Source organism: Variovorax sp. JS1663 (assembly GCF_002157355.1).
In the GTDB taxonomy this organism is placed as follows: domain Bacteria; phylum Pseudomonadota; class Gammaproteobacteria; order Burkholderiales; family Burkholderiaceae_C; genus Variovorax.
Map to the genome: position 1 here is coordinate 20,753 of NZ_LYMK01000023.1, position 23,420 is coordinate 44,172.

A 23,420-nucleotide genomic window follows, 5' to 3' on the forward strand; every position below is an offset into this window, starting at 1 on the left:
TGATATCAACAATAATGCTTCGAAATGATCGGACGCCCTCTCGATCTGGACGCGGTCCAGGCTTTCGTTCGCGTCGCCGAGCTCAGCAGCTTCACGCGCGCGGCGGAAGCCTTGCAGACGACGCAGGCCGCGGTCAGCTTGAAGCTGAAGCGGCTCGAGGACAGGCTCGGTTGCCGGCTCGTCGAGCGGACACCGCGGTACGTGGAGCTTTCCGCGAAGGGTGCAGCCTTTCTCGAACATGCTCGTGAACTCCTGGAGGTGCACGATCGCGCGCTCGCCGGCCTTGCCAAGGGGCGGCAGCGCCTCACCATCGGCATCAGCGACCATGTCGCAGGGCCGGAGCTGCCCGCGCTGATCGCGCGCATGAACGCACAAGACCCGCAACTGTTGATCGAGATCCGGATCGGATCGTCGGGTGACTTGCTTCAGAGCTTCGATCGGCGCGAATTCGACACGGTGATCGTCCGCCTGCATGCTGGCCGCAGTGACGGAGAGCTTCTTGTCGAAGAACAATTCGGCTGGTTCGCCGCACCGGGCTGGCAGCATCGCGCAGGCGAGCCCCTGCCGCTAGCGACGCTGGCCGAGCCCTGCGGCGTGCGCGCCATGGCCGCGCAGCTTCTGGATGCGGCCGGTGTGTCCTGGATGGAAATCTTCGTCGGCGGCGGCGTCGCGGCGGTCACTGCGGCCGTGATGGCCGGCCTCGGCGTCGCCGCATTGGCGCCGCGCATGCTGCCATTGGGCGCAGTGGACATCGGACCCAAGCTCGGGCTTCCCGATCTGCCGCGTTTGCCGGTGCTGCTTCATTCGAGGGTGAAGGATGGTCGGCCACGCGATGCGCTTGCCGCGCTTTCGGTGGCGTTCAGGAGCGTGGTGCGAGGCTAGTCTTGCTATCGCTGGACATGAGCCGTGCGCTCGGCGGCAAGGCGATCTCGATCCAGACGGGCGCATGGTCGCTCGCGCCGGGGCGCCCGCGCACGTCGCGGTCCACGCCGGCCGCGGTCAGCATCGGTGCGAGCTCGCCGTTGAGCAGCAGGTGATCGATGCGCAGGCCGGCGTTGCGCGGCCAGCGATTGCGCCAGTAGTCCCAGTAGGTGTAGATCGCCTCGTGCGGGTGCAGCGAGCGGATGGCGTCGGTCCAGCCCTGCGCGAGCAGCCGCGCGAAGGCGGCCCTGCTCTCCGGCTGCAACAGCGCGTCGTTTCGCCACGAGGCCGGGTTGTAGATGTCGGCATCGGTGGGGACGACGTTGAAGTCGCCCGCCAGCACCACCGGCAATCCGCAGGCGAAGAGCCGCTGTGCGTGGGCGCAGAGCCGATCGAACCATTCGAGCTTGTAGTCGAACTTGGGGCCGGGCCATGGATTGCCGTTGGGCAGGTACAGGCAGCCGATGACGACCCCGTCGACCACGGCTTCGAGGTAGCGGCTCTGGTCGTCCCGCGCGTTGCCGTCCAGCCCGCGGCCGGTCTCGATCGGCACCTTGCCGCGCGCCAGGATGGCCACGCCGTTCCACGAGCGCTGCCCGTGGAACACCGCGCCGTAGCCGGCCTCGCGCAGCGCGGCCGCCGGAAAGTTGGCGTCGGGCGACTTCAGCTCCTGCAGGCAGGCCACGTCGGGCTTCGCCTCCTCGAGCCATTCGAGCAGCCGCGGCAGGCGGCCGTTGATACCGTTGACGTTGAAGCTCGCGATCTTCATGGCGCTCGATCAGGGACCAGGATGGCGCCATCATCGCCGCTGCGCGTCTTCTGCGGTGGATGCCCTACCCTGCGCGCAGACGACCCAGCAGCGCGTAGACGGCATCGTCCGGCATCGCGGCCCCGGTGGGTTGGCGCACGCCGAACAGGCTGGCGTCGTCCTGCGCCAGCTCCGGCCGCGTGCGCTCCTCGATCCAGTCGTAGACCACCGTGCGCGCCGCCACGCGCCACTCGCCGGCGCGACGCTCGAAGCGGTCCACGTAGCGCCCGCACAGGAAGGTCTCGCGTTCCGGCTGCGCGGCCGTGGCCTGCAGCGCGAAGAAGCTGCTTTCCACCGCCGCCGCATCGCCGTGCAGCTCGATCAGCACGTGGGTCACCTGGTGCACCCGTCGCCCGCCCTGTCTCAGCCTGGCCAGCGCCTGGTCGATGAAGCCGCCGGCGCTGCCCTGCCACGCACCGTGGCAGTCGGTCGCGTCCTCCCAGTAGGCCGAACGCAAGGCCTCTTCGTCGCAGCGGTCGATGCCGCGGCAGTAGCGGGCCAGGCAGTCGCGGATCGCCTCGCGGTCCAGCAGCGCCTGCAGCGTTGCCGCATCGCTCATGTGGTGGCCGGAGGCGGCGCGCGCCGGAACAGCTGCACGATGTTGCCCTCGGGATCGCGCAGCGAGAGCACCGCTCCGTGGCTGCCCATGTCGCGCACGCCGAGCACCTGGCCGCCGGCTGCGGCGATGCGCTCCTGCGCGCCTTCGAAGCCATCCACCTCGAACACCATCACCAGGCCTGACACGGCGGGTGCCGCCTCCTCGCGGCAGGCCAGCGAGACGTTGGTGTTGCCCACGCCGTACTGGAACCAGCGATCGCCGTCGTTGAACTTCAGCTGCAGGCCCAGCGCTGCCGTGTAGAAGGCATGGAGCTGCTGCGGCTGCTCGGACGCGACGTACACGTTCTGAAGCCGCCGCGGGCCTGCCGTCGCGGCGCTCACAGCGAGGTCTCCGAGGCGCCGCCGTCGAGCCGCAGCACCTCCGCGTTCAGGAAGCGGGCACCATCGCCTGCGAGGAAGCAGATGGCGTCGGCGATGTCCTCCACCGTGCCCAGGCGGCCCAGCGGCGTGCGCGCGATGCGCCTGGCATCGAGCTCGGCATTGCGGTGCTTGGCCGTGCCCTCGGTGGGCACCGCGCCCGGCGCGACTGCGTTCACGCGGATGTTGCGCCCGCCCAGGTCGGCGGCGGCCGCGCGCGTGATGCCCAGCACGCCGGCCTTGATGCCGCTGTAGACCACCGAGCGCATCGGCGACTTGAAGCCGGCAATGGACGCCACGTTGACGATGGCGCCGCCGCGCTCCGGATCCATCGCCTCGGCCGCGGCCTGGATGCCCCAGATCACGGACTTGAAGCCGATCTCGACCATGCGGTCCATCACCTCGGGCGTGATCTCCTCCAGCGGCTGGTAGCGCACCCAGGCGGCGTTGTTGACCAGGATGTCGAGCCGGCCCGCCTCGCGCGCCAGTTGCAGCACCGCCTCGCGCATGCCCTCGCGGTGGGAGACGTCCCGCGGCAGCGGGATGGCACGGCCGCCGGCGGCGCGCACGGCCGCGGCCGCTTCCTCGACGAACTCCTGCTTGAGGTCGTTGATGCCGACGGTGGCGCCCAGCCGGGCCATGGCGAGCGCGGTGGCCCGGCCGATGCCGTGGCCGGCGCCGCTGATGAAGGCCACGCGGCCTTCGAGGGATGCATTCATGGCGTGTTGCCTTTCTGGGTCGAGACGGGAACGAGCAGCGCGTCGAGCGCGAAGGCGCCACGGCCCGCGTCGAGCACCACCAGCGGGTTGATGTCGATCTCGGCGACGCTGCCGGCATGCCGCGCGGCAAAGCGCGACAGCGCCGCCACGGCCAGGGCGGCGGCCTGCACGTCGGCCTTGGGCCTGCCACGCGCGCCGTCGAGCAGCGCGAAGGCCTTGAGCGAGCGCAGCATCGCCGTGGCCTGCGCCTCGTCGACCGGCGCGGGCTGCAGGGCCACGTCTTTCATCACCTCGGCAAAGATGCCGCCCAGGCCCACCATGACCATGGGGCCGAACACCGGGTCCCGGGTGGTGCCGAGGATCAGCTCGGTGCCGCCTTGCACCATCTGCGCCACGAGCACGCCGGCGATGCGGGCCTGTGGCGCCTTCTGCGCCACCCGGGCCAGCAGGCCTTCGTATTCGTCGACGAGCTGGCCTTCGGAGCGCACGCCGACGACCACGCCGCCCACCTCGGTCTTGTGCGCGATGTCGGGGGAGACGATCTTGAGCACGAGCGGAAAACCGATGTCGCGCGCCGCCGCCAGCGCCTCTTCGCGGCTGCCGGCGACGACTTCCTTCAGCACCGGCAGGCCGGCGCGGGCCAGGGCGGCCTTGGCAGCGGCTTCGGTCGCAAAGGCGTCGGCGGGCAGCGGCTCGTGCGCGGGCTCGATCGCGGCCGGCGGCGCGCCGGCATCCCGCGTGCCGAAGCGCACCAGTGCCGCGAGCGTGGCGCAGGCGGCGTCGATGCCTTCCACCACCGGGAAGCCCATCGCGTTGAGCTGTGCGCGCACCTCCTGCGGCGCGCGGGCGCACAGCAGGATGAGGCGCGAGGGATGCTCCCGCCGCACCTGAGCGAGGGCCGCGAGGAACACCTCGCGCAGCCGCGGCAGGTGGAAGGCGTTGGCGGACTGCAGCACCAGCGCATCGCAGGTGTCGTCCCCGGCGACCGCGGCCAGCACCTTGGCCAGCACTTCGGGCCGGCTGGAGACCTGCGCCGTCATGTCGACCGGGTTCGCGGGCGACGCGAAGGGCACGACCTGCAGGATGCGCTCCTGCGTCTGCGCGGCGAGCGCGGGCAGCGCCAGGCCCTGCGCGCTGGCCGCATCGGCGAGCAGCACGCCGAAGCCGCCCGACGCGGTGAGCACCGCCACCTTGTTGCCGCGGGGCACGCGCCCTGGGCCGACCACGGCCAGGGCATGCCCCACTTCGAGCAATTGCTCGATGCTGGGCACGCGGATGGCGCCGCCCTGGCGCAGCACCGCGTCGAACACCGCGTCCGAGCAGGCCAGCGCGCCGGTGTGCGAGGCCGCGGCCGCGCTGCCCGCTTCCGACACGCCCACCTTCAGCACCACCAGCGGCTTGCCGGCCTCGCGCGCCATGGCCATGGCCTGCCGGAGCTTGGCGCCGTCGCGGCAGGTTTCCATGCAGCAGAGGATGACGGTGGTGCCCGGGTCGATCGCCAGCGAGGCGATCGCATCGGCGATGTCGACGTCGCACTCGTTGCCGGTGGTCAGCATGCGGCTGATGCCCAGGCCGCGCTCGGACGCCAGGCGCAGGGTGTAGCTGCCGAGGTTGCCGCTCTGCGAGACGATGCCGACCGGTCCGGGCGCCGGAAAGGAATGCTCCAGCGCCACGGAGAAGGTGGCGATGCACTTGTCCGGCACGCCGATCGCGCCCAGGCAGTTGGGCCCGACGACGCGCATGCCGCCGGCCCGGGCCACGCGGCCGATCTCGGCCTGCAATCGGCCGCCCGCCTCGCCCATCTCGGAGAAGCCGGCGGACAGCACCACCGCCGCGCGCACGCCGCGTCCAGCGCAGTCCTTCACCGCGTCGAGCACGCCTTCGGGCGGCACGGCGATCACCGCGAGTTCGGGCGCCTCGGGCAGCTCGGCGATCCCTGCATAGGCCTGCAGCGATTGCACCGTGCCCGCCTTGCGGTTGATCGGGTAGATCCGGCCCGCATAGCCGTACTTCTGCAGGAACTGCAGCGGCCGGCCGCCGATCTTGGTGACGTCGTCCGAGGCCCCGAAGATCGCGATCGAGCGCGGGCTGAACAGCGCGTCGAGGCCACGCCCCACTTCCGTTGCCTGCATGTCATCGCCCCTGGTAGACCGGTGGGCGCTTCTCGAGGAAGGCGCGGCGCGCCTCCTGTGCGTCCTCGGTCTTCGACAGCGCCATGGTGATGTTCTGTTCGAAGCGATAGCCGTCGCGCTGCGGCATCAGGTCCATCATGTTGGCGGCCTGCTTGGCATAGGCGATGGCCAGCGGCGCCTTGGACGCGATCTCCTGCGCGATCTGCATGGCCAGCGGCATCAGCTCCCCGGCCGGCACCACCTCGTCGAGCACGCCGCGGCGGTAGAGCTCGGCCGCGGGCACGCGCATGCCGGTGAAGAACATGCGGCGCGTGAACGACCGGCCGACCATGGTGCGCAGCATCGAGACGCCGCCGGCCAGCCCCACGTTGATCTCGGGCATGGCGAAGCTCGCGTCCTCGCTGGCCAGGAAGATGTCGCAGGCCGCCATGAGGCCGAAGCCGGCACCCAGCGCCGGCCCGTTGACGGCCGCGATCACCGGCTTGGCGCATTCGCGGATGGCGTTGCCCGTCTCGCGCGTCAGCCGGTTGTGGCCGAGGAAGTCGCCGGCCTTGTCGGGGTCGGGCCGGTCCTTGAGATCGGCGCCCGAGCAGAAGTACTTGCCGGTGCCGGTGAGGATCGCGACGCGGACGTCGCTGCGTTCGGAGATCTCGTCGAAGGCCTCGATCAGCTGGCGCCGCGTGTCGCGGGCGAGGGCGTTGACGGGCGGCCTGTCCAGGCGGACGACGGCGATGTATTCGGAGACTTCGAGGTGGACGCTCATCGTGCGCTCCCTGTGAGGTTGGATTGGAAAGCCGGGGCGGCGGCCTCGGCCTGCGGCCGGTGCAGCCGCGCGGTGTGCGCGAGCCGGTCGCCGTAGCGGAACTCCGAGGCGATCAGCCGTTGCGCCAGGCGGGTGGCCAGCACTTCCTCGCTCACGCCCATGCCGCCGTGCATCTGGATCGCCGCCTCCGCGCAGGCGCGGGCCGATTCCGCCAGCGACACCTTGGCCAGGCGCAGCGTGCGGCGCAGGTCGGCCGCCTTCTGCTCGTGCGCGTGGAAGCAGTGCACGACCAGGCCCTTGGCGCCGAGGTACTTCACGTACATGTCGGCCACGCGGTGGCGCAGCACCTGGAAGGTGGAGAGCGTCACGCCGAACTGGCGCCGCTCCTTCAGGTGGCCGATGGTCTGCTGGAGCAGGGTGGCGAGCGCGGCCACGGTGTCGGTGGCGGTGAGCAGCAGCGCCGCGTCGGCCGCGGCCGCCAGCGCATCGCGCGCCGCGGCGCCACGGGCGATGCAGGCACCCGCGGGCACCGCCAGCCGCGCGAGCCGGAAGTCCGCGCCGCGGCGGCCTTCCATGGTGCGGTAGCGCGCGGCGGGCGCGCCGATGCGTTCGGCATCGACGAGGAAGAGGCCGGTCTCGCCCTCCACCTCGGCCGGCACCAGCCAGTGCGAGGCGGGCAGCGAGAGGTCCACGCCCTGCACCGTCCCGTTCAGCTCGAAGCCGATGTCGAGGTGGCGCGCCTGCACCACCGTGTCGTCGGGCATGGAAGACAGGGCCGTCAGCGGCGCGATCTGCGCGCTGCCGTCGGCCACGGCTTCCAGCCAGCGCGTGGCCGTCTCGGGCGCGGCGGCCTGCAGCAGCAGGGGCACGATCGCGCAGCTTTCCACCACCGGCAGCTGCAGGCCCTGGCCGGCGAGGCCCTCGACGATCGAGGCCAGGTCGGCCAGCGTGCCGCCGACGCCGCCGGCTTCTTCCGCCACCAGGGTGGCGGTCCAGCCCAGTTCGCGCACCGGGTCGCCCGGCAGTTCGGCCGCGGCGGCATGGTCCTGCGCGTAGCGGCTGGCCGCATCGAGCAGCATGCCGGGGAAGAGGGAAGGAAAAGAGGACATGGTTTTCATCTACTCCACTGCGCTTCGCGCGGCCTGCGACGCATGAAGCTTTCACGGACATTCGGGGAACACCGCGGAGCCGGCTTTGCCGGGCCGCTGGTGTTGCCCCCGGAGAGGGGGGTGGCGGACCACACGAAGTGGGGGAGCCTGGGGGAGAGCTTCATTCAGGCTCCCAGCAGTTCGTTGGCGATCACGTTGCGCTGGACTTCGGAGGTGCCGCCGGCGATGGTGCGGGCACGGGTGAACATGTAGTTCTGGATCCAGGTCGCGGCCGGCAGGTCGTCGCCGGCCTCGGCGAGGAAGCGGTGGGCGGCATCGGGGCCGACCGCGTCGAGGGCGATGGTGGTCAGGCGCTGCGCGACGTCGGCGCAGGTCATCTTGATGGCCGAGGGCTGCACGCCCAGCGGGCGCTGGTGGATCAGGTCGTCCGTCGCCTGGGCCATCATCACGCGCGCGCCTTTCACGTCGGCCTCGCACAGCAGCAGCTTGTGGTGCAGGCCGCTGAAGTCGCGCCGGCCGGCGGCGGCCTTGGCCGCCTCGTCGACCAGGCGCGCGACCTGCCGGCGCACCAGTTCCAGCCGGGCCACGTTGGCCGGCGGCAGGCGCTCGCGTTCCAGCAGGTACTTGGCGCAGGTCCAGCCCTTGCCCACCTCGCCGACCAGGTTGTCGGCGCGCACGCGCACCTCGTCGAAGAACACCTCGTTCAGGTGGTGCCAGCCGTCGATGGTCCGGATGGGCCGCACCGTGATGCCGGGCGTGTCCATGGGCACCAGGATGAGCGAGATGCCGTCCTGCTTCTTCGCCTCGCGCGAGGTGCGAACGAGCATGTAGATCATGCTGGCCTCGTGGGCATGCGAGGTCCAGATCTTCTGGCCGTTGATGATCCACGCGTCGCCCTCGAGGCGCGCGCTGGTGGAGAGCGAGGCCAGGTCCGAGCCCGAGCCCGGCTCGGAATAGCCCTGGCACCACCAGTCGGAGCCGTCCAGGATGCGCGGCAGGAAGCGCGCCTTCTGCTCCGGCGTGCCGAAGCGGATGATGACCGGGCCGATGTGGCCCAGGCCGTGGTGGTACAGCGGCGGGCAGTCGTTCTCGGCCATCACCTCCTCGAAGATCAGCCGTTGGCGGATGTCCCAGCCCGTGCCGCCGGCCTCGGTGGGCCAGCTCGGGGCGCCCCAACCCTTGGCGTTGAGGATCTGCTGCCAGGCCTGGTATTCGCGCTTGGTGACCTTCTGGCCCGCCGCCACCACGGCGCGGATCTCGGAAGGGCAGGACTGGCGGGCGAACTCTTCCAGTTCGCGCCGGAAGCCGGCGTAGTCGATGGACATCGTGTCTCCTCGTGTTGGATGGCGACGCGCTCTGGGGCTTTCAGCCGCGGCGCAGTTGCGTGATCAGCTCGTCGAGCGCGGCCGCTGCGGCGTCGGCGTCGCGCCGGCGCAGGCTCTGCGCGATGTTGCGGCGCAGCGGATAAAGATCGGGGCGCGCGCGCACTGGCAGCACGTGCGTCATGCGCTCGCGCAGCACGCTGGTCATGGTCTGCGCCATCAGGTTGAGCGCGGGGTTGTGGCCCGCGGCCGCGATGGCGCGGAAGAAGCGGCTGGCCGACTCGATGCGGTGGTCGCGCGGCGCGTCCTCGGGGTGCGCCTCGATCGCATCCACCGCGGCTTCGACCTCGGCCAGCTCGGCATCGTCGCCGCGCTCGCAGGCCAGGCGCAGCAGGGTGCCGTAGAGCGTGCGGTAGGCCTCGTCGACGTCGGCGTCGCCCAGCTGGCCCTGCACCACCAGCTTGCGCAGCGATTCGGCCAGCATCATGTAGGCGCCCTTGTAGAACACCAGCGCCTGGTCGGCCGCGCCCGCGCCCATGTGGCGGACCTCGCCGATGAAGACCGTGTGGTCGCCCGCCTCGTGGCGCGCGAACACGCTGCATTCGAAGCTGGCGAGGCATTCGTCGATGAGCGGCATGTCCAAAAGGCCCGGGTGCCAGTCGATGCCCTCGAACTTGTCCTCGATCCGGCTGGAGGCGAAACGGCCGGACAGCGCGTCCTGCCGGTCCGACAGGATGTTGATCGCGAAGCGGTCCGCCTGCTGGAAGGTATCGAGCAGCCGGCTCGCATGGCGCAGGCTGAACAGCACGAGCGGCGGCTCGAGCGACACCGAGCTGAAGGAGTTGCAGGTCAGGCCGGCCGGCTTGCCGTCGGGCGTGCGCGTCGTGATGACGGCCACGCCGGTCGGGAAACACCCCAGCAGCTGCCGGAACAGCGCGGGTTCGACGGCGGGGACGGTGCGATCGGCGACTTCGGCCATGGCGCTTCCTTGTGCGTTCTGCTGCGGCGGCGGCGCGGCTCAAGCCACGGCGAGCTCGCGCTCGGCGGTGCTGGGGTGCGGCGGATCGTTGGCGATCTCCTGCTGCACGGTGGGGATGATCACCTTGGCCCAGGTCTCGAGCTGGCGCAGCATGGTCGGATGGTCGAAGTCGCCCATCTGCGTCTGGAAGCAGTAGTGCACCGGCTTCAGCGCGCGGATCTCCTTGACCACGCGCTCGATCACGGTGTCGATGCTGCCCACCGGCAGCAGGGCCCGCATCTCGTCGAGCGTGGGCTCGCCTTCGACGATGCCCTCTTCGACCTGGTAGTCGTCGGCGATCTGCGCGGTGCGGCGCTTCAGGCTCAGTGCCACGCGCCGCTGGTAGCGGGCGCAGTCGAGGTAGGCCTCGACCTCGGCCTTGTCGTTGCTGGCGTAGGCCGCGCGCAGCAGGCCCACCGGCACGCCGGCCGGGTCCTTGCCCTCGGCCTTCGCCACCTTGTCGATCAGGGCGCGGTGGGCATGCATCTTCTCCACGCCGCCGTCGCCGCCCGAGACGAACACGTGGTGGCCGGACCGGACCGCGCGCGACACGAAGGCCGGGTCCACGCTGGTGATCCACATCGGCGGCATGGGCTGCTGCACGGCGCGCTGGCTGATGGCGCTCATCGGCTGCTGGTAGAACTCGCCCTGGTAGCTGAACTTGGGCTGGCGCAGGCCCAGCTCCAGCATGTCCAGCATCTCGAAGGTGCGGCCCTTGGCGCTTTCGAGCGAGACACCGAAGCGCTCGAACTCGAAGTGCTGGTAGCCGGAGCCGATGCCCAGGTTGAGGCGGCCGTTGGACAGCTGGTCGACCATGGCCACGTCCGCGATCAGGCGAGCCGGGGTGTACAGCGGGGCGACGACAATGCCGGTACCCAACCGGATCCTGCGGGTGGCCGCGGCGCAATGCGCGATCATGGTCAGCGGCGACGAGCACATGCCGTAGTTGCTGAAGTGATGCTCCGCGTACCAGGCCGCGCCGAAGCCCAGCTCGTCCGCCAGGCGCGTCTGCTCGACGGCGTCCCGCAGGATCTGGTGGGAGGTCTTATGCTTGTTTCGCTGCTGCATCAGAATGAAGATTCCGAAATCCATGGCCGCTGCTCCTGTCGATGTGGTGTTGGCTGGGGTGAATCGTAGGAACGGCGACCGGCCGTGGCTCACCAACGTGCGCACAGCTTCTTTGCGTCTTTCGAAATGAAGGCCCTCGACTCGCTGCGCATCTTCGTCACCACCCAGCGCAAGGGCAGCCTCTCGGCCGCGGCGCGCAGCCTCAGCCTGTCGCCCGCCACCATCTCGCGGCGCATCAGCGCGCTGGAGGAGGAGCTGGGCGTCCAGCTGGTGGACCGCACCAGCCGCAACCTGAAGATGACGGAGGCGGGCCAGGCCTTCCTTTCGCGCGCCGAGGTCGTGCTGGAGTCGATGGCCGAGGCCGAGCAGGCCGCGCGCAATGCGCGCCAGCGGCCGGAGGGACGCCTGCGGGTTCATTCGCGCACCCACATCGGCCTGCGCGTGGTGGCGCCGCTGCTGCCGCGCTTCGCCCAGCGCTATCCGGACATCCAGGTGGAGATCGAGCTGTCGGAGCACCCCGTCAACCTGGTGGAGCACGACTTCGACGTCGACATCCGCACCGGTGAATCGAACGATTCGGGCTTCGTCATCAAGCGACTGCTGTCCAGCGACGAGGTGCTGGTGGCCAGCCCCTCCTTCCTGAAGGTCTATGCGCGCATCAAGCACCCGACCGACCTGCCGCAGGTGCGCTGCCTCACCTACCGGCGCGAGCAGGAGGCCACCAGCTGGAAGTACATCGACGAATCGGGCGAGCAGCAGGAGCTTGCCATCCGCGGCGTGCTCAGCGCCAACAACGGCGAACTGCTGCGGCTGGCCGCGCTCGGCGGCATGGGCGTGGCGCTGCTCTCGGAGGCGACGGTGCGCGACGACCTGCAGCGCGGCGCGCTGGTGCGGCTGCTGCCGCAATACCGCTTTGCGGTGCGCGCCTACTCGAACGGCATCTTTGCCGTGTTCCGCCAGAGCCGCACGCTCCCGATGAAGGTGCGCGCTTTCGTCGACTTCGTGGCCGAGGCCCTGAAGGACGAAGAGCTTCGCGCGGGCCCTTCTTCCTAGAGGCAGGCGAAGCAGTGCGGCACCCGCCCCGAGGCGGGAAGCCCCTCGACGAGGAACAGTCCGCCGTCGTGCGGCGCGTGGCCTTCGAGGCGGGCGCTGCGGGAGATCGAGGTCAGGTACAGCGCGTCCAGCCGCGGGCCGCCGAAGCACAGGCTGGTCGGATAGGTAGCGGGCACTTCCACCAGGCGCTCCAGCGATCCGTCGGGCGCGAAGCGCGCCAGTCGTCCGGCGCGGGTGAGCACGGTCCAGAAGAAGCCCTGCGCATCGACCGTGGCGCCGTCCGGGCCGGAGTCGAAGCGCCGGGTGTCCACGAACAGGCGCTTGTTGGCCAGGGGCCCGCGCGGGTCGTAGTCGTAGGCCCAGATCGTGCGCTCCAGGCTGTCGGCCAGGTACAGCGTGCGGCCGTCGGGGCTGAAGCAGGGCCCGTTGGCGAAGCCGATGTCGTCGGCCAACTGCTCCACCCGCCCGTCGGGGCGCAGCCGGTACAGGCCGCCCAGGATGCGCTCGCCGGGCCGGCGCTCCATGTGCATGGTGCCGGCGAGGAAGTTGCCCGCCGGGTCGCATTTGCCGTCGTTGAAGCGCACGCGCGGGTGGTCCACGGGGATGGTGGCCAGGATCTCCAGCGCCCGGGAAGCGAAGTCGTAGCGCGCGAAGCTGTTGCGCAGCGCGACCACGACGGCCGCGCTGCGGCAGGGCGCGATGGCGCCCACCGGCGCGGGCAGGCCGTGGCGCTCCAGCGCGCCGGTCTCCGGCCACAGGCGCCAGAGCGTGCCGGCCAGCGCGTCGATCCAGTTCAGGGCCTGCGCGTCGGCGTCCCAGCAAGGGCTTTCGCCCAGCTGGTCCCTGGTTTCGCCGATCCTGCGGATTGCCACCTGCATGGCCGCAGTGTCGGCGGGCGCGCGGGTGCCGCCGCGCCGCGGCCTGCAAAGCAGCTTTTCAATCCCTGCAGTCCCGGCGCGGCGGGCCCCCTCTAGACTGATTTCGCGCGTCCGCTTCCGGACCGGAACAAGGAGACAACGTGAGCTACCGCAACATCATCGGCGGCCTGGTGCTGGGCGCGTTCGCCCTCGGCTCGGCCGTCGCACAGCAGGTCACCCGCATCGTCGTGCCCTTCGCCGCCGGCGGCGGCACCGACCAGTACTGCCGCATCCTGGCCCAGGAGCTGAACAAGCACGGGATGAACGTCATCATCGAGAACAAGCCCGGCGCCAGCGGCATCCTCGCGGCCGACTACGTGGCGCGCGCCAAGCCCGACGGGCAGACGGTGCTGGTCTCCTCGCTCGGCACGCTGGCGAACAACAGCGTGCTCTACGAGAAGCTGCCCTACGACCCGGTGAAGGGCTTCGCCTCCGTCACGCAGATCGCCTACCAGCCCGCCATCGTGGTCGGTCGCACCGACCTGCCCTACAAGAACATCCAGGAGATGGTCGCCTGGGCCAAGGCGAACCCCGGCAAGATCAACCGCGGTTCGCCCGGCGCGGCGATCCTCACCAACCTGGCCCCGATGAGCTTCGAGAAGTCGCAGGGCTTCAGCACCACCCACATTCCGTTCAACGGCGATGCGCCCGCGCTGCAGGCCCTGCTGGGCAGCCAGATCGACATCCATGGCACCTCGATCACCGGCGCGCTGCCCTACATCAAGGCCGGCAAGCTGCGCGTGCTGGGCGTCATGGACGGCAAGCGCCTGCCGCAGGTGCCCGAGGCGCCGACCTTCAAGGAGCAGGGCTTCGACATGGAAGCCACGCTGTGGTATTCGCTCTCGGTGCCCGCCGGCACGCCGCGGCCCGCAATCGAGAAGCTCAACAAGGCAGTGAACCAGGTGATCGCCGATCCCGACTTCGTGGCCCGCGCCCGCGCGATCGGCATGGAGCCGCGCGGCGGCCAGCCGGAGGACCTGGACCGCTTCATCAAGACCGAATCAGAGCGCTGGCTCCCGGTGCTCCAGAGCCTGAACCTGCCGAAGCAGGCGCATTGAACGCAGGACGCCGATGACCTCCCTGTCCCAGCCGCTCGCCGGCATTCGCGTCCTGGACCTTTCCCGCGTCATGGCCGGGCCGCTGTGCGCCATGGCGCTGGCCGACCTCGGCGCCGACGTCATCAAGGTGGAGCACCCCGAGCGGGGCGACGACACGCGCGACTGGGGCCAGCGCATCGGCAAGACCAACACCTCCTACTTCAACAGCTGCAACCGCAACAAGCGCTCGATCTGCGTCGATCTGCAGGACCCGGAAGGCCGCGACCTCGTGCGCGAGCTGGCCGCGCGCTGCGACGTCGTGATCCAGAACTTCAAGTACGGCGGCGCTCAGAAGATGGGCCTGGGCTACGAGGATCTGCGGAAGGTCCATCCCGGCATCGTCTACTGCTCGATCTCGGGCTACTCCGTGCTCGGGCCGGAGAAGTCGCGTCCCGGCTATGACCTCGTCATCCAGGGCGAGACCGGGCTGATGGCCATGAACGGCGAGGAAGGCCAGGGCCCGTTGAAGTTCGGCGTGGCGGCCGTCGACATGTTCACCGGCATGTATGCCGCGCAGGCCATCCTCGCGGTGCTGTACCAGCGCACCCGCACCGGCGAGGGGCGCCACATCCAGATGTCGCTGTACGACAGCGGCATGATGATCACCTCCTACTACGGCCTCACCGCCTGGCTGAACAAGCGCGACCCCGCCAAGTTCGGCAACTCGCATCCGTCGATCGTGCCTTACGGCGTGTTCGACGCCGCGGACGGACCGGTCGTGATCGCGGTGGGCAACAACGGCCAGTTCAGGAAGTTCTGCGAGGAAGTCATCTTCTGCCCCGGGTTGCCCCGCGACCCGCGCTTCGAGAAGAACACCGAACGCGCGAAGAACCGCGCCGAGCTCCTGCCCATCCTGCTGGCCGAGATCCGGCGGCATGCGAGGGCGGATCTTCTCGCGCGCATGAACGGCGCGGGCATCCCGTGCGGCGAGGTGCTGGGCCTGTACGACGCCCTGCAGTCCGAGCGGACACGGCAGGCGCAGGTGTGGCATGCCTTCGAGGATGCGGAGGCGGGGCCACAGGGCGTCCATGCGCCGCCCTACGTCATTGACGGCGAACGGGCCGATGTGCGCCGCCATCCGCCGCATCTGGGCGAACACACCACGGAAGTGCTGTGCGAGCTGCTGGACCTGCCGCGCGCGCAACTCGAGGCGCTCGGCAGGAAGAGCGTCATCCGCTAGACGAACCGGCCGTTCGGGGCACCCGCGGAACCGGCCTTGCCGGGCAGCAGGTTGCGCCCACGGCGAGGGGCGTCACTGGGCCTGCTTGGGCAGGTCCAGGCGCTGCAGCAGCGGGACCCAGCGCTCGGTTTCCGACCGCACGTAGCGGGCCGCGGCGCTCTAGCCATGCCACTTCGACGCATGGATGACGCTGCACATGTCGACCCGGCGGAAATGGGGGTCCTTGTGCGCCAGGACGTCGTCGTTGAAGGTCCCGAAGGTGCTGTCGGGGCGGTGCTTCATGCCCTGGTAGAAGGCGTCGATGATGCCGTGCTTGAAGTCGGCTTCGCGGGGAAAGGCGGCGACGACGGCCTCGCGCTGCGCGTCGGTGAACTGGTCGTAGCCGCGGCCGGCCACATCCATGCCGGCCCCCGCCTGCACCAGTGCGATCTCCGGCCGCATGAACTGCGGGATGCCGGGTGTCGTGTGGAGCGCGACGGCGTTCCAGACCGTCTCGATGTCTTTCTCGGAGATGCCGTGCCCCCGAAGAAAATCGCGCGCGGCATTCGCACCGTCCACCTCGAAGCGCAGCTGGCTGTGTTCGTAGCGCGCGGTGAGACCGACGTCGTGGAACATCGAAGCCACATAGAGCAGCTCGGGGTCGAATGCCAGGCCCGTCCGGTGCCCGGTCAGGGCGCCCCAGCAATAGACCCGCGCCGAGTGGTGGAAGAGCAGATCGCTCTCGGTGTCGCGAATGAGCTGGGTCAGCACGCGCGCGAGTCGGCTGTCGGGGATACGCACCCCTGATATGTCCTTGAGCATCATGGTTTTCTCCAACGGCCGGCTCAGGCCGGAAAGCCCAGGAGCCGCGCAAAGTCGTGCATGCGCTCCCTGGGCATGCTGGCCTGGTTCACCGGGGCCTCGAAGTCGCCGTAGCCCATCGACATGCCGAAGGCGGTGATCTCCTCCGGCGGCATCTGCAGATGGGCTGCGATCTGCGCATGGAACGGCGCGAAGGCGACCTGCGGGCAGGTGTCGATGCCACGCGCCTTGGCGGCGATCATCACGTTCTGCGCGAACAGGCCGAGGTCGATCCAGCTGTGCGGCCTCAACCGGCGGTCGATGCTGAAGATGAGCCCCACCGGGGCGCCGAAGAACGAATAGTTGCGTTCGGTCTGCCGCGTGCGCGCCTCGGTGTCGCCGCGATCGATCCCCAGGGAGCCGTAGTACCTGCCCCCGAAGTCGAGCAGCCGCGCACGGAACACGTCCGGCAAGGGTTCGGGGAAGTGGGTCGGCGCCGGCGCGGTCCCGGCGCGGGACGCGGCGACCAGGGCCTCGGTCAGTTCATCCTTCACCCCGCCGCTGACCACGTACACCCGCCAGGGCTGGATGTTGGCGCCGCTCGGCGCGGCCGCTGCGTCCTTCAGGATCTCTTCCACGATCTCGCGACGCAGGGGCTGTGGCTTGAACGCGCGAACGGCCCGGCGCGAACGAACGACCGAGGACACGCAGTGCGCGATGGCCTCCTGGGACCATTCGGTGGGTGTCTGGGTTTCGGCAATCATGGTCCGGGTCTTCTGCGGAAGTGTCGGACGCGATGATGGACGAAGGCCGATCCGGATGGAATGGATGTCTCTGCAAGGGCGTCATGCAGATCATTCAACTCCCGACGTGCGGCATGCGCCGCACTGCCTCAGTCCACCACGATGCGCCGATCGCGGATCAGGCCCGAGAGCAGCGCGCTCTCCTGCGCGATCGTCTTGCGGAACGCCGCCGCGTCCTGCACCACCGCATCGGCGCCCAGGTCCGCGAAGCGCTGCTTCACGTCCGGCATCGCCATCGCCTTCGCGATCTCGCCGCCGATGCGCGTGACGATCTCCTTCGGCGTGCCGGCCGGCGCGAACACGCCGAACCAGTTGCCCAGCTCCACGCCGGGGATGCCCAGCTCCGTCAGCGTCGGCGCGTCCGGGAAGAAGGGCGAGCGCTTCGCGCCGGTCACCGCCAGCAGCTTGGCGCGGCCTTCGCGGATGTGCTGGAAGCCGGTGGCCGGGTCGAAGTAGTAGTCGATCTGCCCGGCCAGGACGTCCTGCAGCGCGGGCGCGGCGCCGCGGTAGGGCACGTGCACCGCGTCGATGCCGGCCTGCTGCTTGAAGAGCTCGCCCACCAGGTGCATCTGCGTGCCGGGGCCGCCCGAGCCGTAGCTGAGCTTGCCGGGGCTGGCCTTGGCCATCTGCACCAGGTCCTTGGCGGTCCTGGCGGGCAGGTCCTTCTTCGCGACCAGGTAGAGCTGCGCGTGGCCCAGGCTGACCACCGGCTGCAGGTCCTTCTCGGGGTTGAGCGCGGGCTTGAAGAGATGCGGGTTCGCGGTCTGCACCGAGATCGGCGCGACCATCAGCGTGTAGCCGTCGGCGGGGGCCTTGATGACTTCGCTCACCCCGAGGTTGCCGCTCGCGCCGGGCTTGTTGTCGACGATCACCGCCTGCCCCAGGGCCTTCTGCAGCGGCGCCGAGACCACGCGGGCCATCACGTCGGTGGTGCCGCCGGCCGGGAAGCCGACGACGAGGCGGATCGGCTTGGTCGGCCAGTTGGATGGCTGCTGGGCGATGGCGGCGGGGCCGATCGCGCCGAGCAGGCAGGCGGCCGCGGCGGCCTTGGCGATGTTGCGGCGCGTGAGGGCGCGGGTGGTCGAAGTCTTCATGGTCTGTCTCCGGTTGTCGTGATCGTGAATCGAATGAGGGGGAGCGCCGCTCAGGCCTGCATGTGCTTCGGCACGCTCCGCAGCCCGACGGCGCGCAGCAGGCGCGTCTCTTGCGCCACGATCAGGTGCTCCGATGCGGCGAGGTACCGCGCGAAGTCCGGGTGCGCGTCGCGCGCGCGGCAGCGCTCTTCGTAGTCGGCCAGGCTCTGGTAGGCCCACAGGTGCACGAACTGGTTGAGCGGCCCGACCTGGCTGGTGTGGAAGCCGAGCGGATGCCCCAGCGTCTGCAGCAGGATCGGCATCGCCATGCGGTCGAAGACCTCGATGAACTCGTTCATCCTGCGCAGCCGGATCGTGTAGATGCGGTGGTCGACGAGGGGCCTAGGCGGCATGGCGCACCTCCTGCGTGGCCGGCTTCTCGACGGCACCGGCGATGAAGCGCCCGGTGATGTAGCCGAAGGTCATGTTGGGCCCCAGCGTGATGCCGGCGCCGGGGTAGTTGCCGCCCATGATGCTGGCGCGGTCGTTGCCCACGGCGTAGAGGCCGGCCACGACGCTGCCGTCGTCGCGCAGCACCTGCCCGACCGCGTCGGTGCGCAGGCCGTCGAAGGTGCCCAGGTCGCCCATCACCACCTTGACCGCGTAGTACGGGCCCTGGCCGATGGGCGCGACGCAGGGGTTGGGCCGGTTGTCGGGGTCGGCGAGGTAGCGGTTGAACGATGTCGTGCCGCGGCCGAACTGCGCATCCACGCCCTGCGCGGCGCCCACGTTGTACGCGCGCACGGTGGCCTCGAGCGCATCGGCATCGATGCCGGCCGCACGGGCCAGCTCGGCCAGGGTGCGGCCCTTGAAGAGATAGCCTTTGCGGATCAACCCGCCCAGCGGCATCGGCGCGGGCTTGGCATAGCCCAGGCCGTACTTGCCGATGGTGGCCTGGTCGCACACCAGCCACATCGCGGTCTCGCGCTGGCCGCGGCAGGCTTCGATCATCGCGGCGCCCACGTCGTGGTACGAGTTCGACTCGTTGGTGAAGCGCCGGCCGTTCTTCAGCACGCCGATGATGCCGGGCTTGTAGCGGTCCAGCAGGTGCGGAAACACGCCGAAGCGGCCGTTGCGGAGCGGCACGCGCGAGACCGGCATCCAGGCCGCCGCGCCCTCGCCCGGAAAGCGGATGTCCACCTTGCCGCCGATGCGCTCGGCGAGCTTCAGGCCATCGCCGGTGTTGCCGGTGGGCACGGGCGAGAGGTGCTCGCCGCCGCGCCGCAGGTGCGGGTAGGTCTTGGCGATGCGTTCCACGTCGTGCGGGTAGCCGCCGCAGGCCAGCACCACGCCGCGCCGTGCGGCGATGCGCATGTCGTGCGTCTTGCCGCGCACGAGTGCGCCCGCGACCTTGCCGCCGCGCAGCAGCAGTTCGCGCGCCGCGGCCTCGGTGTGGATCGGGATGCCCAGGTCGAAGCAGCTCTTCGCCAGCCGCGCCGCGAGCGCGTTGCCGCTGGTGACCTGCACGCCGCGGCGGTACAGCAGCAGGTCCTTGAAGTGGCTGGCGAGGCGCCGCGCCACGTAGGCGGCCGATGCGATCGACTTCGTCGCGTTGAAGAAGTGCTTCAGGTCGGCGTTCGAGGAGTTGAACATCATGCCGACGAAGGTGATGGTCGAAAGCGGCGGGCGCAGCCGGCGGATCTCGGCGCCGAGGCCGCGCGCGTTGTAGGGCGCGGCGAGGATGGAGCGGCCGATGTCCACGCCGCCCGCGGCGTCGGGGTGGTAGTCGGGGTACATCGTCGGCACGAACTGCACCTCGGTCTCGCGCTCGAACCATTCCACCATCTCCGGTGCATGGGCGAGGAAGGCGCCAACCGCGGCCTCGTCGAAAAAGGGGCCGGTCTGGCCGCGCATGTAGGTCATCGCGGCCTCGCGCGAGTCCTGCGCGTTGTTCGCGCGGCCGTGCGCATTGCCGGGAATCCACAGCACGCCGCCGGAGTAGGCGGTGGTGCCGCCGAAGAAGGGCTCCTTCTCGACCACGACCACGTCGAGGCCGTGCTTCTTCGCGACGATGGCGGTCGAGAGGCCGCCGGAGCCGGAGCCGACGACCAGCAGGTCGCAGGTGATGTCGCGGGGCGCGGATGTGTTCTGCGTCATGGTGTGTCTCCTGGGTGTGCGTGGATCAGGCGGCCGCCTTCACGCCGTCGTTGAAGCCGGGCCGCGGCACCATGTCCATCAACATGCAGCCCAGGCCGCCGTCGACCAGCAGCTCGGCGCCGTTGAGGTAGGCCGAGCGCTCGCTGGCCAGGAACAACGCCGGGTTCGCGATGTCGACCGGCTCGCCCACGCGGCCGCTTGCGGTGACCGCGGCGCGCCGGGCCTCGAAGCCCGGTTCCTCGTAGAAGGCGGCCGAGAGCGCGGTGCGGATCATCCCGGGGCAGATCGCATTGCTGCGCACGCCGCGCGGCCCCCATTCGGCCGCGAGCTGCCGCGACAGCAGCAGCACCGCTGCCTTGCTCGGGCTGTAGGCGCCGCTCTTCGTCTGCGGATGCAGCGCCGAGACCGAGGCCACGTGGACGATGCTGCCGCGGCCCTGCGCGAGCATGTCGCGGCCGAATTCGCGCGAGCACAGCAGGTAGCCGGTGAGGTTGACCGCGAGCGCCGCGTTCCAGTCGGCCAGCGGCACCGATTCCAGGCTGCCGGGCTTGAGCATCCCCGCGTTGTTGACCAGCACCGACACGGGCCCGAGTTCCGCGCGAACCGTCGCGGCGGCGGCCTGCACCGCGGCTTCGTCGGCGATGTCGCATTCGATCGCGAACGCACGGCCCGCATCCCCGAGCCGCTGCGCCACGCGGCGTGCCGCTTCGATGTCGCGGTCGAGCAGCGCGACCTGCGCGCCGGCGTCCACCAGGCCTTCGGCCACTGCCGCGCCGATGCCGCTGCCCGCGCCGCTGACGACGCAGACGCGGCCTTCCAGGCCCAACCATCCCCTGTCGGGCGGCCCGGACGATTCGCTTGCGCGGGCCATGCTCGGTGCGCTGTTCATGCTGCCTTGTCTCCTGCTTTCGATTGCGTTCCAGTAGTGGGAAGCATCGGCGAGAGGGCCTTTTCCTTCAATCGACAAAGCCGGCGAAGGACCGGACAATTCGTGCATGGCCTTCCGCGCATCCACCGCCAAGCCCGCACGCAGATCGGTGCACAACGTCGCGCTCTATGGCGAGAGCGGCGAGCAGCCGGCCTGGGCGGATCTGGTGCACATCGAGCGCATCCCGGAGCGATCGAGCCTGTTCGACTGGGAGATCGACCTGCACTTCCACGACGCGCTGATCCAGGTGCTCTACGTCACCCAGGGCGGCGGCGAGGCCTTCATCGACGAGGTGCGCTGGTCCCTGGCGCCGCCCTGCCTCATCGTCGTGCCCGCGCGCTCGGTGCATGGCTTCAGCTTCCACAGCGATGTCGACGGCCCCGTCATCACCGCGGCGCAGAAGCCGCTCGAATCGCTGGCCGCCACCGCGGCGCCGGAGCTGCTGGCGCACATCCATCGCCCGGTGGTGCTGCGCGTCGATCCCGCGAGCCGGCATGCGCAGGCGCTGATGCCGCTGTTCGAGGCGATCGACCGCGAATCGCAGGTGCACACCGCGGGCCGCGTGGCGGCGGGCATGTCGCTGCTGGTCGCGCTCTTCGTGCAGGTCGCGCGCATCGGCGAGGTCGCGCTATCGGCCGCCGAGAGCGCACGCTCGCGCAGGGCGGCGCAGATCGAGCACTTCCGCGCGCTGCTCGACGCGCGTTTCCGGCTGCGCGAGCCGACGCAGCGCTATGCGGACGAACTCGGGATCACGCTGGGCCAGCTCACGCGGCTGTGCCGCGACGTGCTGGGCATGTCGACGCAGGACGCGGTCAACGCGCGCGTGGTGCACGAGGCGCAGCGCGAGCTGGTGTATTCGTCGCTGAGCATCAAGCAGGTCGCGGCCGAGCTGGGCTTCGAGGACGAGGCCTACTTCGGCCGCTTCTTCAAGAAGCACACGGGCCACCGGCCGACCGAGTTCCGCGAGATGGCGCGCAGGCAGCTCGCGGCGCGCTGAACCGCCAGGGCGCCTAGCTCACCGTGTCGTTGCGCAGGTACCAGACGAGCGCGTAGCCCGCATCCTGCAGCGTGGGGGTCTCCTTGGCCTTCATCTCGGAGCCGATCTCGGTGCGCTTGATCTCCGTCGTCACCGTCTTGTCCTTCGTGAGCATGCCGGTGATCGGGTCCTTGTATGTCGGGCCGAAGAGGGTCTTCTTGACCTCGACTTCCTTGTAGGTCTTCATCTCCTTCTGCATCGACGACGAGGAGATCACCGCGCTGGTCCTCCCGTCGGCGAGCCGGCCGCTGACCTTCTGCACGCCGCCGATGCCGGAGCCGGCGGTGTTTTCGCTCTGGTCGAAGCGCTTCTTCCAGCGCGTGGCCAGCAGGATGCGCAGGCACCAGAGGTTGTCGCAGCTGGACGGATCGTAGGCATTGCGCTCTAGGAACTCCGAGCTGATCAGCGCCTTGTTCAAGCTCTCCGGACAGGTGTAGACGGAGAGGCCGCCCTGGCACGCCACGGTCTTGAGCGAGATGGCGCGCTCCGCGTTCTCCGCCGTGTCGAACAGCGCCTGCCAGAGCCACAGCTGCTGCGCGCTGCCGCTCGGGATGACACCGCCGTTCTGGTCGTCCGGTGCCTTCGCGGACTGGTAGCCCATGCTCCTGTAGATCTCGAGCGGCTTGTTGAAGAGAAAGATGTCCCTGGCTGCGGCGGCCGCGATGATGGCGTACCACTGGAGGCGGTGGGTGTATTCGCCGTGGTAGGCCCCCGCGCCCACGTCCTTGAACTGGTAGCCGTGGCGCAGCAGCGGATTGAAGGCCAGGGCATCCAGGTCGCCCACCACCGTGGGCACGCCCTTGGGCAATGGAACCGACTTCATCTCGGGCGGCTTCGGCTCCCGAAACTTGTTGGGGGCCTCCTGGATCTTGGGCGTGACGCGCTGCAGCTTGCCGGCCTTGTCGCTGGTGGCAGCGGTGGAGAACAGCGTTCCCTCCTTGGCATCGGCGAAGAAGGTGCCCTGCTGGATCTTCTCGTGGTTGAAGCCCGATTCCGATTCGAACTTGCGAAGCGCGTTCGACAGCACCTTGTGCGCCTTCAGGTAGGCGTTGGCGGACGACACGGTGGGCGTCGCGAACTTGCTGGGCGTGGTGTAGGGCTTGGCCTCGGCGCCCGTGCGGGGCATGAGCGTGCCGGAGCGGATCTTGGCGCGGATCTCCCGCTCCAGCGGGATCAGGAAGCGCTCGACGCGCCGCGGGTCGGTGAGGAAGGCGCCGATCTCGGCATAGTCGAAGGCGAGCAGGCTGCGGTAGGGGATGCTCCTCAGCGCGTTGTTGCCGTCGATGGCCCTGTCCAGGTTCGGCCAGTAGTGATCGATGATGCCCCTCTGGAAATCGGCGACGGACATCCGCTGGGTCACGGGGAATGGCATGGAGGCCTCCTTCGCGTGGGGTCCGGTGCGATGGCGCCGGTCAGCCCCCGGGGTAGCCGCGGGCAACGACGATGCTAGGCAGTTCGCGTCGGCGCCGCGATCCGACGAAAGTGGTAGGTGATGGCGGCGCGGCGTGGCGTCCGACATTCCTCGTCATGGCGCTGACATTGCGGCTGCCTAGCCTTTGCG

23 protein-coding genes are annotated in these 23,420 nt (G+C 69.9%); 5 read left to right on the forward strand and 18 right to left on the reverse strand.

Translation table 11 applies throughout. From position 1 onward, the window contains the following. Window positions 1–24: 24 nt before the first annotated feature. Window positions 25–882 carry a LysR family transcriptional regulator gene (locus A8M77_RS19340; RefSeq protein WP_086923134.1) on the forward strand — a complete coding sequence of 286 codons (858 nt, stop codon included), beginning with the start codon at window positions 25–27 and terminating at the stop codon, window positions 880–882. Here the strand turns inward: A8M77_RS19340 and A8M77_RS19345 are convergent. From A8M77_RS19345 to A8M77_RS19390, 10 genes are all read right to left on the reverse strand, one after another. After that, window positions 860–1,690 (reverse strand): exodeoxyribonuclease III, encoded by an 831-nt coding sequence (locus tag A8M77_RS19345; protein WP_086923135.1) that lies wholly within the window; start codon window positions 1,688–1,690, stop codon window positions 860–862. The two genes, A8M77_RS19340 and A8M77_RS19345, sit on opposite strands and share 23 nt — an antisense overlap. 64 nt (window positions 1,691–1,754) lie before the next feature. Then, window positions 1,755–2,288 carry a nuclear transport factor 2 family protein gene (locus A8M77_RS19350; protein WP_086923136.1) on the reverse strand — a complete coding sequence of 178 codons (534 nt, stop codon included), beginning with the start codon at window positions 2,286–2,288 and terminating at the stop codon, window positions 1,755–1,757. Further along, a complete protein-coding gene (locus A8M77_RS19355) occupies window positions 2,285–2,668 on the reverse strand; it encodes a VOC family protein (protein ID WP_086923137.1) in 384 nt (127 codons plus the stop codon). Before A8M77_RS19355 ends, A8M77_RS19350 begins: the two co-directional genes overlap by 4 nt. Beyond that, window positions 2,665–3,423 (reverse strand): SDR family NAD(P)-dependent oxidoreductase, encoded by a 759-nt coding sequence (locus A8M77_RS19360; RefSeq protein ID WP_086923138.1) that lies wholly within the window; start codon window positions 3,421–3,423, stop codon window positions 2,665–2,667. Before A8M77_RS19360 ends, A8M77_RS19355 begins: the two co-directional genes overlap by 4 nt. Continuing rightward, window positions 3,420–5,555: an acetate--CoA ligase family protein gene (locus A8M77_RS19365; protein ID WP_086923139.1), complete on the reverse strand. Its 2,136-nt coding sequence runs from the start codon at window positions 5,553–5,555 to the stop codon at window positions 3,420–3,422. Before A8M77_RS19365 ends, A8M77_RS19360 begins: the two co-directional genes overlap by 4 nt. 1 nt (window position 5,556) lies before the next feature. Further along, window positions 5,557–6,318, reverse strand: a complete 762-nt coding sequence (locus A8M77_RS19370; protein WP_086923140.1) for an enoyl-CoA hydratase/isomerase family protein — start codon at window positions 6,316–6,318, stop codon at window positions 5,557–5,559. Continuing rightward, entirely contained in the window at window positions 6,315–7,427 is a 1,113-nt protein-coding gene (locus A8M77_RS19375; RefSeq protein WP_086923141.1) for an acyl-CoA dehydrogenase family protein, read from the reverse strand. Before A8M77_RS19375 ends, A8M77_RS19370 begins: the two co-directional genes overlap by 4 nt. 164 nt (window positions 7,428–7,591) lie before the next feature. Then, a complete protein-coding gene (locus A8M77_RS19380; protein ID WP_086923142.1) occupies window positions 7,592–8,752 on the reverse strand; it encodes an acyl-CoA dehydrogenase family protein in 1,161 nt (386 codons plus the stop codon). 40 nt (window positions 8,753–8,792) lie between these two features. Next, window positions 8,793–9,728 (reverse strand): flavin reductase, encoded by a 936-nt coding sequence (locus tag A8M77_RS19385; RefSeq protein ID WP_086923143.1) that lies wholly within the window; start codon window positions 9,726–9,728, stop codon window positions 8,793–8,795. A 39-nt stretch (window positions 9,729–9,767) separates the two neighbouring features. After that, entirely contained in the window at window positions 9,768–10,859 is a 1,092-nt protein-coding gene (locus A8M77_RS19390) for an LLM class flavin-dependent oxidoreductase (RefSeq protein ID WP_086923144.1), read from the reverse strand. A gap of 102 nt (window positions 10,860–10,961) precedes the next feature. Here A8M77_RS19390 and A8M77_RS19395 point away from each other — a divergent pair, with 102 nt between their 5' ends. Continuing rightward, window positions 10,962–11,888 carry a LysR family transcriptional regulator gene (locus tag A8M77_RS19395; RefSeq protein ID WP_086923145.1) on the forward strand — a complete coding sequence of 309 codons (927 nt, stop codon included), beginning with the start codon at window positions 10,962–10,964 and terminating at the stop codon, window positions 11,886–11,888. Here A8M77_RS19395 and A8M77_RS19400 read toward each other — a convergent pair. Next, a complete protein-coding gene (locus A8M77_RS19400) occupies window positions 11,885–12,766 on the reverse strand; it encodes an SMP-30/gluconolactonase/LRE family protein (RefSeq protein ID WP_086923146.1) in 882 nt (293 codons plus the stop codon). The genes A8M77_RS19395 and A8M77_RS19400 overlap by 4 nt on opposite strands. 140 nt (window positions 12,767–12,906) lie before the next feature. Here A8M77_RS19400 and A8M77_RS19405 point away from each other — a divergent pair, with 140 nt between their 5' ends. Together A8M77_RS19405 and A8M77_RS19410 are read left to right on the forward strand one after the other, a co-directional pair. Then, window positions 12,907–13,863: a Bug family tripartite tricarboxylate transporter substrate binding protein gene (locus A8M77_RS19405; RefSeq protein WP_086923147.1), complete on the forward strand. Its 957-nt coding sequence runs from the start codon at window positions 12,907–12,909 to the stop codon at window positions 13,861–13,863. 13 nt (window positions 13,864–13,876) lie between these two features. After that, window positions 13,877–15,082, forward strand: a complete 1,206-nt coding sequence (locus A8M77_RS19410; RefSeq protein ID WP_086923148.1) for a CaiB/BaiF CoA transferase family protein — start codon at window positions 13,877–13,879, stop codon at window positions 15,080–15,082. 159 nt (window positions 15,083–15,241) lie between these two features. Here the strand turns inward: A8M77_RS19410 and A8M77_RS19415 are convergent, their stop codons facing one another. From A8M77_RS19415 to A8M77_RS19440, 6 genes are all read right to left on the reverse strand, one after another. After that, the gene (locus tag A8M77_RS19415) at window positions 15,242–15,883 is read right to left on the reverse strand and encodes an HD domain-containing protein (protein ID WP_143694664.1); all 642 of its coding nucleotides are present in this window, start codon (window positions 15,881–15,883) and stop codon (window positions 15,242–15,244) included. A gap of 23 nt (window positions 15,884–15,906) precedes the next feature. Then, the gene (locus A8M77_RS19420; RefSeq protein ID WP_192871641.1) at window positions 15,907–16,626 is read right to left on the reverse strand and encodes a nitroreductase; all 720 of its coding nucleotides are present in this window, start codon (window positions 16,624–16,626) and stop codon (window positions 15,907–15,909) included. A 128-nt stretch (window positions 16,627–16,754) separates the two neighbouring features. After that, window positions 16,755–17,759 (reverse strand): Bug family tripartite tricarboxylate transporter substrate binding protein, encoded by a 1,005-nt coding sequence (locus tag A8M77_RS19425; RefSeq protein ID WP_086923150.1) that lies wholly within the window; start codon window positions 17,757–17,759, stop codon window positions 16,755–16,757. A gap of 50 nt (window positions 17,760–17,809) precedes the next feature. Then, window positions 17,810–18,151, reverse strand: coding sequence for an NIPSNAP family protein (locus A8M77_RS19430; protein WP_086923151.1), 342 nt, complete (start codon window positions 18,149–18,151; stop codon window positions 17,810–17,812). Next, window positions 18,141–19,895 carry an FAD-dependent oxidoreductase gene (locus A8M77_RS19435; protein WP_086923152.1) on the reverse strand — a complete coding sequence of 585 codons (1,755 nt, stop codon included), beginning with the start codon at window positions 19,893–19,895 and terminating at the stop codon, window positions 18,141–18,143. The genes A8M77_RS19430 and A8M77_RS19435 overlap by 11 nt, the downstream gene beginning before the upstream one ends. Before the next feature lie 25 nt (window positions 19,896–19,920). Further along, a complete protein-coding gene (locus tag A8M77_RS19440; RefSeq protein WP_238136887.1) occupies window positions 19,921–20,784 on the reverse strand; it encodes an SDR family NAD(P)-dependent oxidoreductase in 864 nt (287 codons plus the stop codon). Between the two features lie 106 nt (window positions 20,785–20,890). On the opposite strand from A8M77_RS19440, the gene A8M77_RS19445 reads away from it, so the two are divergent. Next, the gene (locus A8M77_RS19445; protein WP_086923153.1) at window positions 20,891–21,820 is read left to right on the forward strand and encodes a helix-turn-helix domain-containing protein; all 930 of its coding nucleotides are present in this window, start codon (window positions 20,891–20,893) and stop codon (window positions 21,818–21,820) included. 13 nt (window positions 21,821–21,833) lie between these two features. Here A8M77_RS19445 and A8M77_RS19450 read toward each other — a convergent pair whose 3' ends face one another. Continuing rightward, a complete protein-coding gene (locus A8M77_RS19450) occupies window positions 21,834–23,231 on the reverse strand; it encodes a LirA/MavJ family T4SS effector (protein WP_143694661.1) in 1,398 nt (465 codons plus the stop codon). Between the last annotated feature and the right edge of the window lie 189 nt (window positions 23,232–23,420).